Origin of the sequence: Capnocytophaga canimorsus (assembly GCF_002302565.1) — a bacterium.
Lineage (GTDB): Bacteria > Bacteroidota > Bacteroidia > Flavobacteriales > Flavobacteriaceae > Capnocytophaga > Capnocytophaga canimorsus.
In genome coordinates this window covers 1,375,415-1,391,361 of the sequence record NZ_CP022382.1, presented here as the reverse complement: position 1 = coordinate 1,391,361, position 15,947 = coordinate 1,375,415, and the positions used below count along the sequence as shown (strand labels likewise).

The window sequence follows — 15,947 nt, the reverse complement described above, 5'->3', positions numbered from 1 at the left end:
TTTATCCAATGGAATACAACATTCAAACCATAAAGCAGCGTTTTGGTATTATAGGTAATGATTTGAAACTCAATCGTGCCATAGAAAAAGCCATTCAAGTAGCACCTACTGATATTTCCGTTTTGGTTACGGGCGAAAGCGGTGTGGGGAAGGAAGCTATTCCGCGTATTATTCACTCGCTTTCTCACCGAAAACACGGAAAATACATAGCTGTGAATTGCGGGGCTATTCCTGAAGGAACCATTGATTCGGAGTTGTTTGGTCACGAAAAAGGTGCTTTTACTGGGGCAACAGCTACTCGTAGTGGGTATTTTGAGGAGGCTGACGGGGGTACCATTTTCTTAGATGAAGTAGGGGAGTTGCCTTTAACCACACAAGTGCGTTTGTTGCGTGTACTTGAAAATGGCGAGTTTATAAAAGTAGGCTCGTCGGTGGTGCAGAAAACCAACGTTCGTATTGTAGCTGCAACTAACGTTAATATGTTTGATGCTATAAAAAAAGGGCGTTTTCGTGAGGACTTATACTATCGATTGAGTACCGTTGAAATCCATCTTCCGCCACTGCGCGAACGTAAAGACGATGTGTATCTGCTTTTCAGAAAGTTTGCTTCCGATTTTGCTCAAAAATATAAAATGCCGACGATTAAACTTACTGATGATGCCGCTCAAATGCTTACTCATTATCATTGGGCGGGGAACATACGCCAACTTAGAAACGTCGCCGAGCAAATATCGGTTTTGGAGCAAAAACGGGAGATAGGAGTCGCTACTTTACGCTCGTATTTGCCCGATGAAGGGGCACATCTTCCTATGGTGACGGCAACCAATCGCTCCGAAAGTGATTTTGGTAGTGAGCGAGAAATTCTTTATAAGGTTTTGTTCGATATGAAAAACGATTTGAACGACCTTAAAAAGCTTACTTTGGAATTGCTACAGCACGGAAATTCGCAAAAAGTGCAAGATGAAAATAAAACCCTTATTCATAAAATTTACGGCGAAACTCCAGATTTTTCTGAGCCAAGCCCCGCCGTATCTATCATTGCTGTAAATGAACCTAAATCTTCTGGGGTTAAACTGCCACAAACGCAAGATTATGATTATGTGGAGGATATAGAAGAAGAAATACTCTCTTTGCAAGATAAAGAACGCGAACTTATTATCAAGGCTTTGGAACGTAATGAAGGCAAACGTAAAGAGGCTGCTAAAGAGTTAGGAATCTCTGAACGCACCCTTTATCGTAAAATCAAGCAATACGATTTGGATTTATAACTATTAGCGAACAGAGCTTTTAGCCAATCGTATTTGGTTTTTGTTACTTTATGCTTTACACTTTGCCCTTCTTCTAAAAATATTCCTACTCTTTGAACTGCCCCCTTCAAAGGGGCAAAGCTTTTGGTAATTAGTGAATGGTTTTCAGTTAATAGTCAATAGCTAACGGCTATCGGTCAATCGTACTTGATTCTTATGACTTGGCTTTTGTTACTTTATCCTTTATCCTTTATCCTTTATCCTTCCCCACTTACCCTTCCGCTTTTTCTAAAAAACGAAGTAGTCGGCTGATGGTTTCTTCTTTGCCAATGATTTCCATAATATCAAAAATATGCGGACCTTTCATTTCCCCCACTAATGCTAAACGTAAAGGGGGCATCACTTGTCCGAGTCCGTATTTATGGGCTTCGATATAGTTTTTAACCAAAGCTTCAAGAGGTTCGGAGGTGAAATTTTCTGAATTTCGCAGTAAATTAGTTACCTCACGGAATATTTCTGCTGTGTTTTCTTTCCATTGTTTTTTTAGGGCTTTTTCATCATAATGTGATGGTGCTACGAAAAAGAAGCTGCTCAAATCCCAAAAATCGGCTACAAAAGAGGCGCGTTCTCTGATGAGTTGGATTACTTTTTCAATAACCGCATTTTCGGTTTTGATGTTTTTTTCTTCAAGTATTTTTCGGAAGTCTTCAGCGAGTTCATTTACTGGTTTTTGTTGTAGATATTGATGATTGAACCATTTTATTTTTTCGGGGTCAAAACGAGCACCAGCTTTATGAACGCGTTCTAAATCAAATAATGTTATCAACTGCTCGATGGAGAATAGTTCGGTATCATTGCCTGGATTCCAGCCTAAAAGAGCTAAAAAGTTGATGAGAGCTTCAGGTAAGTAGCCTTCTTCTTTAAATCCTTTTAAAATATCGCCTGATGAGGCATCTTTCCATTGCATTGGAAAAACGGGGAAACCGAGTTTTTGTCCGTCGCGTTTGCTGAGCTTTCCGTTTCCTACGGGTTTTAAAATCAGCGGAAGGTGTGCAAATGTGGGGGCTTCCCATCCAAAAGCACGATACAAAAGCAGGTGTAAGGGGAGTGAAGGTAACCATTCTTCCCCACGGATAACGTGTGAAATTTCCATTAGGTGGTCGTCCACAATGTTTGCTAAATGGTAGGTAGGCATACCATCGCTTTTGAAAAGTATCTTATCATCAAGGGTTTGAGTGTCCACCACTACTTCTCCTCGGATGAGGTCGTGCATATGAAGGATTTCTTGCTCTGGCATTTTAAAACGAATAACGTAATCATCGCCACGTTCGAGTCTTTTTTGGGTTTCTTCGGCGGATAATGCTAACGAGTTGGCTAATTTTTGGCGGTTGTGCCAGTTGTAGATGAATGTTTTACCAGCTTCTTCGTGGCTTTTTCGTTGGTTTTCCAAAGATTCTGCTGTGTCAAAAGCATAGTAAGCCCATCCGTTTTTAATGAGGGTTTCGGCATATTGTTTGTAAATTGCCTTGCGCTCACTTTGGCGGTAAGGGGCGTGTTTTCCTTCTTTTCCAACCCCTTCATCATACGGAATTCCGCACCAATTTAAGGCGTCAATAATGTATTTCTCAGCGCCTTCAACATATCTGTTTTGGTCGGTATCTTCAATACGTAATAGAAAATCACCACCGTGTTTTTTAGCAAATAAATAATTAAATAAAGCGGTACGAACCCCTCCAATATGTAATGCTCCTGTAGGACTTGGAGCAAAACGAACACGAACTTTTTTTGACATTTTGCTGCTACTTTAAAAACAAGCGACAAAGATAAAAGATAAAGCAACAAGAATCAAGTTTTAAGGAGAAAGGGTCAAGTAAAAAGGATAAAGTTTAAAGTGAAAAGTTTAAAGGATAAAGGAATAAGAACCAAGTAACAAGCATCTTATATTGGTAAAGTAAGGCTGACCAAAGCCAAAAGGATGCTTCAAAATAGTAATATGTCAATGGCTGAAATCGCTGATGCTTGTGGTTTTGAAAACGCTAATTATTTTACACGTCTTTTCAAAAAAGAATTCGGAATGACACCTTCTCAATTTCAAAAAATGATTTGATTTTTCAAGTGAAAAAATTGAATAAAAATAACTTAATCAATTTAGAATTTAATTTCTAAGATTGTTGTATTTAAATGATTTCTGTATATGCAGTATTAAGATGCCAATAAAAAAGGCGGAAAATTGAAAATTTTCCGCCTTTTTTAAGCTTTACTTAGTCTACATTGTCGTGTAGGTAAGAATTATTGGTTCTGATTTGAATTTCTCCAGAGCTGTCCACTCCAAAAGACATACGTGAAGGTTTTTTTTCTTCAAATTCACTTTGTCCCGAAATGTTGAATTTGTGATTATAGGTTTTCAGTACATTGGGTCGGGTACGGGTGCGTAAAACTTCTGATATGGTGCTATTCATAGGGTCAATGGTCTCTTTTTCAACATCGTCAAAAATACGAGTTTGCCCATTTTCATCAATCTTTACTTCAAAAGAAATATCAGATTCTTTTTGTTCTTGATATAATTCGTTTTCCTTTATAATGCTGTTTGTATTTATATCGGCTTTTGAAAGTTTTTCTTCAAATTCCATATAGTCTTCTAAGGAATGAACGATTTGTCCGTTTTGATTGATTTCTGGTTGAGGAATGCTTAATTCCTTTTTAGGTGCTGGTATTGTGGTTTTTTCCTCTACCAAGTTAAATACTACCGTTTGAGGTTTTTCAGGTTCTTTATAAATGGTTTCGGTATTAGAGCTTTGCTGTACTGTGGTTTTTATGGTTTGAGGCTGTTTTACCACAGTAGGTTTTACTTCGGGTTCAGAAGGTTTATCAATGATGTGGAATTCTTGATTTTCTACTCGAACTAATTCGTATTGTACCCCAATGTTGAAAAGGGCTTCCTGTTGCGGTGAAAAGCGTTTGCTTTCAACTTTTTGGGCTGCAGGATTACTCTCAAAAGAGACTTGAGGCTGTTGAGTTGGTGTCGCTTCCTCTCTGTTTTCAAAACGAGGCATATCAAAATCAAGTCCCATCACGGTTTGCTGGTAAGGGCTACGAGTGGTTAAATCGTGCATAGCCACTTGCTCTTCATCAAGGGTATGGATAATCTTTTTGGGGTCGGTATTTACTATCTTGTGTTGCTGATCGGCGTCAAATCCAGTGGCGATTACTGTAACGGAAAGGGCATCTCCTAAGCTTTCGTCTTCTCCAATTCCCATAATGATATCAGTCATATTTTCGCCCGCTTGCATTTGAATGTAATTGTTAATTTCTTCTACTTCGCGCTGTGAGGCTTGTTTCTTACCGAAAACGATAAGCAGTAACGCATTTTTAGCCCCTACAATGCGGTTGTCATTCAAAAGAGGAGAATTTAAAGCGCCCATAATGGCGTCGGCAGCTCTGTTTTCGCCATCGGCTATTGCTGAACCCATTATCGCTGTGCCTCCGTTTTCTAAAACGGTACGAGCATCGTGTAAGTCAATATTGATAATATAGTGTTTACTAATTACCTCTGCCATACCTTTGGCGCCTTTAAGCAAAATTTCGTCAGCCTTTGCATAGCTTTCTTTGATGCCCAAATCACCATAAATTTCAGCTAATTTGTTGTTGTTAATAACGATGAGGGAATCTACGTTTTTGCGTAGCTTTTCGATACCTGCTTGGGCTTGGTCGCTTCGTTTTTTTCCTTCATAAGCAAAAGGCGAGGTAACAATACCCACAGTAAGAATACCCATATCCTTTGCTAATTTAGCGATAACCGGAGCAGCTCCTGTACCCGTACCACCACCCATTCCTGCGGTGATAAAAACCATTTTAGTGTTAGTTTCTAGCATTTTACGGATTTGCTCCAAGCTTTCTTCGGCAGCTTTTTCACCCACCTCGGGGTTTGCACCAGCGCCTAATCCTTCGGTTAAGGAAACTCCTAATTGAATTTTATTAGTAACTGGGCTATTTTCAAGGGCTTGAGCGTCGGTGTTACAAATTACATAATCCACACCTTTTATGCCTTCAACGTGCATATGATTAACCGCGTTTCCGCCACCGCCACCAATACCAATCACTTTAATTACATTGCTTTTATTTTTGGGTAAATCAAAAGAAAAGCCTTCCATTGGGTTCGTATTTGTACTCATAATTGTTATTACTTTAATTTTTTGTTTTATTCTGCACTATCTAACATTTTTTTCAATCGGTCAACAAATGAGTTGTTTATCATTTTGTCGAGTAATCCATATTTTTTCTTCTCTTTTTCCTCTTCAAATAGAGAGTCTTCCTCTTGGGGGAGGGGTTGCTCTTCCACTGGCGTTTCTGATAAAGCTACGGGGTGTTCTATTTTATCCTCATAGATAGGAAATAGTTCACTTTTTTGTATTTCGTGGCTTTTAATGGCGCTCATAACCAGTCCGATAGAGGTGGCGTAGACAGGTGAAGCAATACGCTCATCCGATTCTCCTGCTAAGTGCTCGTTAGGATAGCCGATGCGCACATCCATTCCTGTAACATATTCGGCAAGTTGTTTGATGTGTTTGAGTTGACTGCCGCCTCCGGTGAGCACAATTCCTGCAAAAAGTTTTTTCTTTTGCTCGTCGTGACCATAATTTTTGATGACGTTATTTATGGCTTCGAGGATGTTAACCATACGTGCATAAATGATTTTCGAAAGATTTTTTACTGAAATTTCTTTCGGTTCTTTTCCTTTAATTCCAGGAATAGCAACCATTTCATTCTCTTTATTTTCACCAGGCCAAGCCGAGCCGAAGCGCACCTTGAGCAATTCGGCATATTTACCCAAAATGGCACATCCTTCCTTGATATCATCTGTAATCACGTTACCTCCCATTGGAATTACCGCGGTATGCCGAATGATACCATCTTTAAAAATGGCTACATCGGTGGTGCCTCCTCCGATATCTACTAACGCTACCCCAGCTTCTTTTTCTTCTTCGCTTAAAACGGATTCGGCAGAAGCCAGAGGCTCTAGAGTGAGTTTTACCAAGTTCAATCCTGCACTTTTAACGCATCGCCCAATATTGCGAATAGAACTCATCTGACCGATAACCAAGTGAAAAGAAGCCTCTAGGCGTGAACCCTCCATTCCGATGGGCTCTTTGATTTCGGCTTGTCCGTCCACTTTATATTCTTGCGGAAGCACGTGAATGATTTCCTGACCAGGTTGCATTCCTAAGCTATATACTTGATTTATTAGCTTTTGTATATCCTCCTCATCAATGACTTGTTCTGGGTTAGAGCGTGTGATGTAATCACTGTGTTGCATACTCAAAATATGTTGCCCCGCAATGCCTACTTCAACATCTTTGATAATCAGTCCGGTTCTGTCTTGAGCATCTTTTATGGCTTGTAAGATGGATTGTATTGTTTTGGTGATGTTGTGTACAACCCCCTTGTTGATGCCTTCGCTTTTGGATTGCCCATAGCCTAAGATACGTATCTTGCCAAATTCGTTTTTTTCACCAATCATAGCAACGATTTTGGTGGTTCCTATGTCTAATCCTACATAGTATTGTTTGTTTTTCATATCGTTGTTTGTCACTTTGTTTTGTCTTTAATTGTTTTAATTTCTAATACAAATCACTTGGTTTGCGTACTTTAAATTTACGGTTTTGTACGTATTTAAGGCTTTTTCTTTCTCCATTTTTTTGTAAAATGCTTTCAGATTTGCCTTTTTTAGCTCTAGGTCCTCAGCTTTCCCTAAGAGTACGATAAAGTCAGGGATTCGCATTCTGAATTCGTACTCTCCGTTAGCCTTGACTTTTATTTCTATGATGTTCTTTGATAAAAAATCATCTTCTCCAATAAATTGCAATACCTTAAAAGTGGTATCCCAATAGGCTTTATTGACATCTCCCAACACTAGTGGCACTCTTGCCGAGTAGTTTTGTGAGAGTGGCATTTGCATTCCTTGGGTGTCCATATAGAAAAATTTTCCGTTTTCGTATATGCGCCCGATGGGCTGACGTTGTTTTACTTTTATTTCTACTTCTCCGTCAATGGTATGGAAAATTTCCGAATTTTCAACCATAACGTGCGCATTAAGTAGCTGTTCCAAGTTGAAAATATCCAAAGTTTTTAGCCGTATTTCGTTGTGAGGCTGCTTGAAAAGCAACTTTCGAATAGCCTGATCGGTTACGTACATATTTTCCGAGCCCAAATATACCACTTTAACTTCTTTTACCGAGCGTAAATAATTCCTCGATGAGGCAAAAGCCTGAAGAGAAATTGGTAATGTTATGATTACCAGTATTTTTAATATTTTTTTTACGCGCAACATTTTATCAACATCTTTTTAATTTTCTCAACTTCCGCTCCGATGTCACCTGCTCCAACAGTAAGCAATAACTTGGGCTGTTTTTTGGTCAGTAACGGAATTAAGTCCGATTTTGAAACCAAAACTTTCTGTTTACTTTGAATTTTTTCTAACAACACTTCTGATGTGATTCCTTCAATGGGCAACTCTCTTGCAGGATAAATATCCAACAACACTACATCGTCAAATTTGGATAAACTCTCTGCAAATTCGTCCATAAAATCGCGAGTTCGAGTAAACAAATGAGGCTGAAAAACAATGGTTTTTTCAATTTTTGGATACATTTCGTCCACCGCTTGGAAAAGTGCATTGATTTCCGATGGGTGATGTGCATAGTCGTCAATAAAAACGAAATTCTTTTCTTTGATGATGTATGAAAATCGACGTTTTACTCCTTTAAAAGTTGCCAATGCGGACAATAATTTTTCAGCAGGAAACCCCGCTTGTACACCCATCGCCACCGCCGCCAAAGCGTTCGACAAATTGTGTCTGCCCGGTTTTGGAAACACATAATTTTTAAGAACGTTGTTTGCATAATGGAAATCAAAGTGATACAAACCATTTTCGATACGAATATTTTGAAAGCTGAAATCAGAATTATCTTCCAATCCGTATGTTTTTCCGTTTATTTTCAGTCTGTTACATATAATCCGATTTTCATCAGATTTAATTTTGTCGGCAAAATCACGAAACCCTTTTTTAAATTCCTCTTTACTTCCGTAGATGTCCAAATGGTCAGCATCCATTGAAGTAATACACGCAATATCAGGAGATAACCTTAAAAAAGAGCGGTCAAATTCGTCGGCTTCAACAACGGTAAATTTACTTCCGTTAAGAACTAAATTGCTGTTGAAATTTTCGGCAATTCCACCTAAAAAAGCACTTACTGAAGCTCCACTTTCCACTAAAATATGAGCTAAAATGCTTGATGTTGTGGTTTTTCCGTGCGTTCCTGCCACCGCTAAACAAAAACTATTTTCAGTAATCATTCCTAAAATTTCGGAACGCTTAAAAACTTGATAACCATTCTTTTGGAAGAAAACAAGTTCAACGTGCATTTTCGGGACGGCAGGTGTGTACACTATAAGAGTATTTTCCACACTTTTGAAATCTGATGGGATATTTGCTTCATCTTCCGTAAAGTGGACTTTAATTCCTTCGTTTTCAAGTGTATCGGTAATTTCTGTTGGTGTTCGGTCGTATCCGCAGACATTCTTTCCGATGGCTTTGAAATAACGAGCCAATGCCGACATTCCGATTCCACCAATCCCGATGAAATATACGTTTTTTATGTTATTGAAATTGACTTTCATTGCGTTTTTGTTTAAGGTTTTAAAAGATTAAAAGATTTAAAAATTAAATGATTAGTCATTGTTTTTGTATTCCATTAAAACAGAAGTCAATCCGTTTCTTGTAATTTGTTCTCTGATGATGTTAAATCCTAACTTTTTGTACATTTCAACTGCACTTGTTGATGAATTAACGATGATGTGATTTGCTTTTGTGTCGTTTTGGGCAAATGCAAATAATTTACGTCCAATCTTCAAGCCTTGATACTTTTCATCTACAAAAAATAAGGAAATGTGATGACCGTTTTCTTTGACTCCAATAATCCCTACAAGATTTTCATTGATAAATGCTCCGTAGATTGATAATAAAGAGACTTGTTCCTTATTTTCAATATAACTATTAAAATGACGATAGCCCTCATCATTATAGTCCATTTTGTTGCACTTAGTGAAGACCTCTAAGGATAATTTCAAGCCTTTTGTTACCAAATTTTCCGAATTTAATTTCTTAATGATTACTTCTTTCATTTTAATCTTTCTGATTTTTTCAATCTTTAAATCATTTAATCTTTGAATAATTTAAAAATAATATCTACGATGTCCTTAGTTGCGTTGGGTTGAGCTAATTTTTTGATATTTTCAGAGAGATTTTTCTGTTGATTTTCGTCAAGAATTAGCTGTGAAAATATTGTTTTAAATTGGCTATCTAACTCGCTTTCACGGATTAAAACACAACCTTGTTTTTTTGCTATTGCTTGTGCGTTTTTGGTCTGATGGTCTTCCGCTACGTTGGGTGACGGAATGAAAATCACAGGTTTGCCCACAATGCAAAGTTCACTTACGGAACTTGCTCCTGCTCGGGAAATAATCACATCTGCTGAGGCGTACGCAAAATCCATTCGGTCAATGAATTGCAATACTTTAATATTTTCAGAGTCGTACTTTTTATATTCTTCAAAATAGAGTTTCCCACACTGCCAAAGTACTTGGATATCAAGTTTTTCAAAAAGAGGCAAATTGCTTTCAATAAGCTGATTGATACGTCTTGCTCCTAAACTTCCACCCAAAACCAAAAGCGTTTTTTTATTTGGATTCAGAGAGAAAAAAGTTTGAGCTTCTTTTCTTTTTTCGGAAATGTTGAGCAAATCTGCCCGAACAGGATTTCCCGTTTTCACTATTTTTTCTTTCGGGAAGAATTTTTCCATATCGTCATAAGCCACACATATTTTTTCCGCTTTTTGGCATACCCATTTGTTGGTCACTCCAGCATAGGAATTCTGTTCTTGAATTATCGTAGGGATGCCGATCCATTGAGCTGCTTTAAGGGTTGGGGCAGAGGCATATCCGCCTGTTCCGATAACCACATCAGAACGAAATTTCTTGATGATTTTCCGAGCCTTCCACAGGCTACTGACAAGTTTCAGCGGAAACATCAAGTTGTCAAGCGTTAGTTTGCGTTGTAACCCCGAAATCCACAATCCTTCGATGGGATACCCCGACTGAGGCACTTTTTGCATTTCCATTCGGTTTTCAGCTCCCACAAACAGAATTTCGGCATCAGGCAAACGATTCTTTATTTCATTCGCAATAGCAATAGCAGGATAAATATGTCCGCCTGTACCGCCACCTGATATGATAAATCTTTTCATAATAGTTTGAATGTTTGAGTATTAAAATTTAAACTATGTTGCCAATTTCTTTCTTTCTGCCTTTTGGATTTCTTCCATAATTTCTTCAGCTAGTTCCTCTTCAACTTCGGCTAAGTTTTTGTCTTTTTCCATAGCTTGTTGTTTATTATTGCGTTTGCTTGTACTTACCGAAAGAATCAATCCTAACGCCAAACACGTCATCCAAATGGAAGTTCCTCCACTACTAATAAGCGGTAAGTTCTGTCCCGTAACGGGAAATAATTCTACCGCAACTCCCATATTTATAAGGGCTTGTAGAATAATTGGAAAGCCTACTCCCAAAACTAATAACTGCCCAAATATCGTTCTTGCATTTTGAGAAATGATGACAATCCGCAAAAGTAAAAGTACATAAAGAGCCATTATGACTAATGCCCCAAACGAGCCATATTCCTCCGTAATAATAGCATAAATAAAATCGGAAGAACTCTGTGGCAGAAAGTTTTTCATCGTGCTTTTTCCAGCTCCTTCACCCATTAGTCCGCCTTTTGCAATAGCCATTTTAGCTCGTTCAATTTGATAACCTTCTTTCTCGTCTTCTCCTGCTGTAAAGGATTCAATACGGCTTACCCAAGTGCTTACCCGCGTATTTTTGAAATTATCAGGAAATGCTTTCACTGTAAGAATGAAAATTGCCATAAGAGCTATACCGATACTCAGAGCCGTAAAGATATTTTTCAGAGGATGTCGCCCAATAAAAGTTAAAATCCCTACCGAACCTGCTCCCAGTACAGCCGTAGAAAGGTTAGAGGGCACGATAAGCCCAAGGATAATCGCCACAGGTAGCCATAAAGGAAGAAAAGATTCCGAGAATGTGGGCTTTTTGCCGTAGTTTTCAGCTAAATACGAGGCTACATACGTCATCAGCATAACCAAAGCAAACGTAGAAGGCTGAAATGAAATACCCACAAAAGGCACTTGAATCCATCGACTGGCATTGGCTCCTTCAATGGTGGTTCCTTTAAGAGCGGCAAAAATCAAAAACAAAGCCGAAAGGAATAATCCTAACTTTGAAACTGGACGAGAGAAACGATACGGAACTTTATGAATTACATAAATGATGACAAAGCCAATAAAGACAATGAGTCCGTGCCTTAAAAAGTGTCCGAACGTGGTTCCCTTACCGATAACGTAAACCAAATTTGTACTGGCACTATAAACAGCCAAAAATGAGAATAACGTAAATATCAGTATGATAGCCCAAGTGACTTTATCTCCCTTTATATTTCGTGCTAACCAGCTTCGCATTTGTTATAGTTTTTCTACTTCTTTTTTGAATTCATTTCCTCGTTCTTCATAATTTTTGAACAAGTCAAAACTTGCACACGCAGGTGAAAGTAGCACAGTATCTCCGTTTTTTGCAAATTGTTTTGAAAGAGATACAGCCTCTTCCATACTTTGGGTCTCTACAATGTTATCAATGACGTTTCCAAAAGATTTTAAGATGGGCGAATTATCTTTCCCTAAGCAAATAATTGCTCTCACTTTTTCGTGTACGTAAGGCAGTAGGGGAGAATAATCATTCCCTTTGTCCACACCACCTACAATCCACACTACGGGCGTTTTCATTGTGTCCAAAGCAAAGAAAACAGAGTTTACATTGGTCGCTTTTGAGTCGTTTATATAGGTAATTCCTTCCACTGTTTTAACAAATTCCAGACGATGTGGCTCACCAACAAAACCTTTCAGGCTCTCGCGGATAGATTCCTTACGAACTTTCAGAAGTCGTGAAGATACCGAAGCCGCCATAGAGTTCTTAATGTTGTGTTTTCCTTTCAAACTCATTTCTTTTACTTCAATTTCAAATGTCTGGTTGTCAATATTCATATGTATTATGTCTTTTAAACTATAAATTCCTTTATTTAATTTTTTTTCTATTGAAAATGGGATTTTTTGTGATTTTATTTCGTTCTTTTCAAGCCATTGAGCTATGATTGGGTCGTCGATGTCGTAAATAAAATAATCATTTTCGGTCTGATTTTCAGTAATTCTGAATTTCGATGCGATGTAATTCTCCATTTTATAGTCATACCTATCCAGATGGTCAGGAGTGATGTTCAGTAAAATGGCAATGTGCGGCTTAAAACTCGTAATTCCGTCCAGTTGAAAACTACTGATTTCCAGAACATAATATTCTTTATCATCTTCTGCTACCATTTGAGCAAAACTCTTCCCGATGTTCCCTGCCACGCCCACATTAAGCCCGCTTTCTTTCAGAATGTGATACGTTAGGCTGGTTGTGGTAGTCTTTCCGTTGCTACCCGTGATGGCAATAATCTTCCCTTTGGTATAGCGATAAGCAAATTCAATTTCGGAAATGATTTCGATATGTTTTTCCTTTGCTTTTTTGATGATTTCTACCGTATCAGGAATTCCTGGACTCTTTATGATACAATCTGCTGAGAGGATTTCACTTTCGGTATGCTTATTTTCCTCCCATCGAATGGTATGTTGATTGAGTACCTCAGCATATTTGGTTGCTACCTTGCCTTTGTCGGACAGAAATACGTCCCAATGCTTCTTTTTACCAAGAATTGCAGCCCCAACACCGCTTTCGCCTCCTCCTAAAATTACTAATTTTTTCATTTTTTATATTTTGAACTATAAATCGATGTCATTTTTCATACATTGATTGTTAAGTTAGTTATCAAAGTCTTCGTCTTCTTCCATATCTTCCTGAAAACGATTATTAAACTCACTATTTCCCCTTATATTTTGCTGAGAATAGTTGTTTAAAACATTTTCATAGTTGATTAAAAGAGAATCTATCTTCTGTTTGGTTTCAATTGAGGTATTTCCTTCCTTTAGTTTTATAAGTTCTTGCTGAGCATTTTTAGTAAACTGCGTGATTGCGAGTATTTCCAATGCTCCTAACTCTCCTGTGGTGATGTTTTCCTGCAGAAGAGAAATTCTTTCGGCAATATTTTGATATTCAACTACTTTTAAAGCTACATTTTCAATACTTTCCAAATGTTTTACGTTCAGTAACTCGTTGGTGATGGCTTCCAAATTGACATTTTTCAAAACTTCGTCTTTAATTTGGTTTGTACTTTTAGAAATTTCTGTCTCAATGCGTTCAGAGCTTTCCGATATTTCGTTACTGATGTTATTTACCAATTGATTGACGTTCTCACACGAGGCAAAAATGTTTGCACAAAGTATGATAAATAGTATTTTTTGTTTCATTTTTTCTTTTATGTTAAAATTATTAATCGTTTTTTGCTTCATTTTGCTCTGTACGCACTTTATATTGTATTGTACCGACTTTATTTTGCATTGTACGGACTTCATTTTGTTCTGTACGAGCTTTATTTTGTATTCTACGGACTTAATTTTCTATTCTACAATCTCAATTTTCTGTTATATCTGTATATTTTTGTTGATTTAATCCCTTTTTAATAGATTTTTTAGCTTTAAAACGATAAAAACAAGCCCAATTGTTCCATATAATAAGGTAATTGCTATCAAATCGGACAATAAAGTAAAAGGCAACAACACGATTGCTTTTATATACAATCCTATTTTGGGCAATTTTGATTCTTTTTCTATCGTAAAATGAAATTTTTGCTTCAGCGGAAACTCATTTTTTAGCTTTTCTTTCCATTGTTGCTTTGGTGCAAACTTTCCAGCAATGTGAATTGACTTATATATGAAATTTCCCGTGTCTTCTTCGCAAAAAATACTGCCTTTTTTCTCAAATCCGATGTCTTTTGCCTCTTGTAGGTTCTCTTTTGAAAGTTTTTCTGTGTTTATTCCCAAAAGCATCAACACATAGAGCTTATTTTCCTGCTTGATGCTCTTGGCGTAAAACTTAGCAAAGCCATAATACAATTCATTTTTCCATTCGGAAGAGAAAATGTTATGCAATTCCTTCTGATATTCGGGTTTTACCTCGTTAAAGTGATAGTAATACTTCTTCCCAATGATAATTAGTTCGTCTTGGGAGGAAAATCCTGCAATTTGAGTACTATCTTCACACTTTTTGTAGATACTATTTTCCCTTTTCTTTGCATCGGAAAACATTTTCTGTGTTAAAGACGAATATTTTAGCAGATTTATCATTCGTTTTCTCTTTTCTACGGACTTTTTTCTATTCTTTATAGCGATAAAGAACTTCTTTCTGAACTTCGATTACCTAATTTTTAAGGTTACGAAGGACATTATTGCCAGAATGATGCCCACAATTAGGAACCGCATCACAATTTTACTTTCGTGATAGCCTTTTTTCTGATAATGATGATGCAAAGGTGACATCAGGAAGATGCGTTTGCCCTCGCCATACTTCTTTTTTGTGTATTTGAAGTAAGAAACTTGCATCATAACCGATAGATTTTCAATCAGGAAGATACCACACAGCAATGGAATGAGCAATTCCTTACGAACTGAAATGGCAATCACAGCAATTACCCCCCCAATGGTCAGGCTGCCTGTATCGCCCATAAAAACCTGAGCAGGATAGGTGTTATACCACAAAAATCCGATGAGAGCCCCAGCAAATGCAGCGATGAAGATGGTCATTTCTCCTACATTGGGGATATACATTATGTTAAGGTACTGCGAAAAAATGATGTTCCCAGATACCCAAGCGAAAATCCCGAGTGTTAGCACAATGATTGCGGAACTTCCTGCTGCCAGTCCGTCAATTCCATCGGTGAGGTTAGCTCCGTTGGAGACTGCTGTCACAATTAAAATAACTATCGGAATAAAAACCACCCAAACCCAATCTTTACTTCCTTCACCTGCCCACGAAATCAGGTCGGCATAGTCAAATTCGTTGTTTTTCATAAACGGAATAGTGGTTTTGGTAGATTTTATTTCTTCTTGCTGAATTTGAACTTCGGTTACTGTACTTGCTTTTATGCTTTCGTTCTTCACGGTTACATTAGGGTTGAAATAAAGCATCGCTCCGACAAAAAGTCCGAGACCTATTTGCCCCAAAACTTTGAATTTGCCTTTGAGTCCGTCTTTGTTTTTTCTAAAAACCTTGATGTAGTCGTCCGCAAACCCAATGATTCCCATCCAAATCATTGAAACTATGAGTAAAATGATGTACACATTTGCCAGTTCAGCAAACAGAAGCACTGGTACAAGCGTTGCCAAGATGATAATCACGCCTCCCATTGTAGGTGTTCCTGCTTTTTCGTTCTGTCCTTGCAGACCTAAATCACGAATGGTTTCTCCCACCTGAAGTGCGTACAGCCTACGGATAATTTTCTTTCCGAAGATGGTAGCAATTAAAAGTGAGAGAATCGCCGCAACCCCCGCACGGAACGAAAGGTATTGAAACAATCCTGCTCCCGCCAAATTGTATTCTTTTTCTAAGTAATCAAATAGATAATATAACATTTTTATTGTCTTT

Annotated in this window: 14 protein-coding genes; 2 read left to right on the top strand and 12 right to left on the bottom strand. The window is 37.8% G+C overall.

Translation table 11 applies throughout. The features are described from left to right. Nucleotides 1–8 precede the first annotated feature (8 nt). A complete protein-coding gene (locus CGC47_RS06125) occupies nucleotides 9–1,268 on the top strand; it encodes a sigma-54 interaction domain-containing protein (RefSeq protein ID WP_042002279.1) in 1,260 nt (419 codons plus the stop codon). 250 nt (nucleotides 1,269–1,518) lie between these two features. Here CGC47_RS06125 and gltX read toward each other — a convergent pair whose 3' ends face one another. Next, nucleotides 1,519–3,039: a glutamate--tRNA ligase gene (gltX, locus tag CGC47_RS06120; protein WP_095900121.1), complete on the bottom strand. Its 1,521-nt coding sequence runs from the start codon at nucleotides 3,037–3,039 to the stop codon at nucleotides 1,519–1,521. A 183-nt stretch (nucleotides 3,040–3,222) separates the two neighbouring features. Here gltX and CGC47_RS06115 point away from each other — a divergent pair, with 183 nt between their 5' ends. Beyond that, nucleotides 3,223–3,354 carry a helix-turn-helix domain-containing protein gene (locus CGC47_RS06115; protein WP_082025355.1) on the top strand — a complete coding sequence of 44 codons (132 nt, stop codon included), beginning with the start codon at nucleotides 3,223–3,225 and terminating at the stop codon, nucleotides 3,352–3,354. Nucleotides 3,355–3,508: 154 nt separating this feature from the next. On the opposite strand, the gene ftsZ is transcribed toward CGC47_RS06115, so the two are convergent. The 11 genes from ftsZ to mraY form a co-directional block, all read right to left on the bottom strand. Further along, a complete protein-coding gene (gene ftsZ / locus CGC47_RS06110; protein WP_232779647.1) occupies nucleotides 3,509–5,419 on the bottom strand; it encodes a cell division protein FtsZ in 1,911 nt (636 codons plus the stop codon). Nucleotides 5,420–5,445: 26 nt separating this feature from the next. Continuing rightward, nucleotides 5,446–6,822: a cell division protein FtsA gene (gene ftsA, locus CGC47_RS06105; RefSeq protein WP_042002372.1), complete on the bottom strand. Its 1,377-nt coding sequence runs from the start codon at nucleotides 6,820–6,822 to the stop codon at nucleotides 5,446–5,448. 36 nt (nucleotides 6,823–6,858) lie between these two features. Then, nucleotides 6,859–7,575 (bottom strand): cell division protein FtsQ/DivIB, encoded by a 717-nt coding sequence (locus CGC47_RS06100; RefSeq protein ID WP_095900120.1) that lies wholly within the window; start codon nucleotides 7,573–7,575, stop codon nucleotides 6,859–6,861. Further along, nucleotides 7,563–8,924 (bottom strand): UDP-N-acetylmuramate--L-alanine ligase, encoded by a 1,362-nt coding sequence (gene murC, locus CGC47_RS06095; protein ID WP_042002275.1) that lies wholly within the window; start codon nucleotides 8,922–8,924, stop codon nucleotides 7,563–7,565. The genes CGC47_RS06100 and murC overlap by 13 nt, the downstream gene beginning before the upstream one ends. A gap of 51 nt (nucleotides 8,925–8,975) precedes the next feature. After that, complete coding sequence (locus CGC47_RS06090) at nucleotides 8,976–9,428, bottom strand: GNAT family N-acetyltransferase (protein WP_042002272.1); 453 nt, start codon at nucleotides 9,426–9,428, stop codon at nucleotides 8,976–8,978. A gap of 35 nt (nucleotides 9,429–9,463) precedes the next feature. Further along, nucleotides 9,464–10,549, bottom strand: coding sequence for an undecaprenyldiphospho-muramoylpentapeptide beta-N-acetylglucosaminyltransferase (murG, locus tag CGC47_RS06085; RefSeq protein WP_095900119.1), 1,086 nt, complete (start codon nucleotides 10,547–10,549; stop codon nucleotides 9,464–9,466). A 33-nt stretch (nucleotides 10,550–10,582) separates the two neighbouring features. Then, nucleotides 10,583–11,836, bottom strand: a complete 1,254-nt coding sequence (locus CGC47_RS06080; protein ID WP_042002269.1) for an FtsW/RodA/SpoVE family cell cycle protein — start codon at nucleotides 11,834–11,836, stop codon at nucleotides 10,583–10,585. A 3-nt stretch (nucleotides 11,837–11,839) separates the two neighbouring features. Next, on the bottom strand, nucleotides 11,840–13,174 hold the full coding sequence (gene murD / locus CGC47_RS06075; RefSeq protein WP_095900118.1) for a UDP-N-acetylmuramoyl-L-alanine--D-glutamate ligase: 1,335 nt from the start codon (nucleotides 13,172–13,174) through the stop codon (nucleotides 11,840–11,842). A 54-nt stretch (nucleotides 13,175–13,228) separates the two neighbouring features. Next, the gene (locus CGC47_RS06070) at nucleotides 13,229–13,774 is read right to left on the bottom strand and encodes a hypothetical protein (protein ID WP_231552423.1); all 546 of its coding nucleotides are present in this window, start codon (nucleotides 13,772–13,774) and stop codon (nucleotides 13,229–13,231) included. 198 nt (nucleotides 13,775–13,972) lie between these two features. Beyond that, a complete protein-coding gene (locus CGC47_RS06065) occupies nucleotides 13,973–14,650 on the bottom strand; it encodes a hypothetical protein (protein WP_231552422.1) in 678 nt (225 codons plus the stop codon). Nucleotides 14,651–14,719: 69 nt separating this feature from the next. Beyond that, complete coding sequence (gene mraY / locus CGC47_RS06060) at nucleotides 14,720–15,934, bottom strand: phospho-N-acetylmuramoyl-pentapeptide-transferase (RefSeq protein WP_042002264.1); 1,215 nt, start codon at nucleotides 15,932–15,934, stop codon at nucleotides 14,720–14,722. Between the last annotated feature and the right edge of the window lie 13 nt (nucleotides 15,935–15,947).

Bases quoted from the DNA above. Each gene is read 5' to 3' on its own strand.
- murG (WP_095900119.1), bottom strand. From the start codon at position 10,549: ATGAAAAGATTTATCATATCAGGTGGCGGTACAGGCGGACATATTTAT.
- murD (WP_095900118.1), bottom strand. From the start codon at position 13,174: ATGAAAAAATTAGTAATTTTAGGAGGAGGCGAAAGCGGTGTTGGGGCT.
- CGC47_RS06065 (WP_231552422.1), bottom strand. From the start codon at position 14,650: ATGATAAATCTGCTAAAATATTCGTCTTTAACACAGAAAATGTTTTCC.
- gltX (WP_095900121.1), bottom strand. From the start codon at position 3,039: ATGTCAAAAAAAGTTCGTGTTCGTTTTGCTCCAAGTCCTACAGGAGCA.
- ftsA (WP_042002372.1), bottom strand. From the start codon at position 6,822: ATGAAAAACAAACAATACTATGTAGGATTAGACATAGGAACCACCAAA.
- CGC47_RS06115 (WP_082025355.1), top strand. From the start codon at position 3,223: ATGCTTCAAAATAGTAATATGTCAATGGCTGAAATCGCTGATGCTTGT.
- ftsZ (WP_232779647.1), bottom strand. From the start codon at position 5,419: ATGAGTACAAATACGAACCCAATGGAAGGCTTTTCTTTTGATTTACCC.
- mraY (WP_042002264.1), bottom strand. From the start codon at position 15,934: ATGTTATATTATCTATTTGATTACTTAGAAAAAGAATACAATTTGGCG.
- murC (WP_042002275.1), bottom strand. From the start codon at position 8,924: ATGAAAGTCAATTTCAATAACATAAAAAACGTATATTTCATCGGGATT.
- CGC47_RS06100 (WP_095900120.1), bottom strand. From the start codon at position 7,575: ATGTTGCGCGTAAAAAAAATATTAAAAATACTGGTAATCATAACATTA.
- CGC47_RS06125 (WP_042002279.1), top strand. From the start codon at position 9: ATGGAATACAACATTCAAACCATAAAGCAGCGTTTTGGTATTATAGGT.
- CGC47_RS06070 (WP_231552423.1), bottom strand. From the start codon at position 13,774: ATGAAACAAAAAATACTATTTATCATACTTTGTGCAAACATTTTTGCC.
- CGC47_RS06090 (WP_042002272.1), bottom strand. From the start codon at position 9,428: ATGAAAGAAGTAATCATTAAGAAATTAAATTCGGAAAATTTGGTAACA.
- CGC47_RS06080 (WP_042002269.1), bottom strand. From the start codon at position 11,836: ATGCGAAGCTGGTTAGCACGAAATATAAAGGGAGATAAAGTCACTTGG.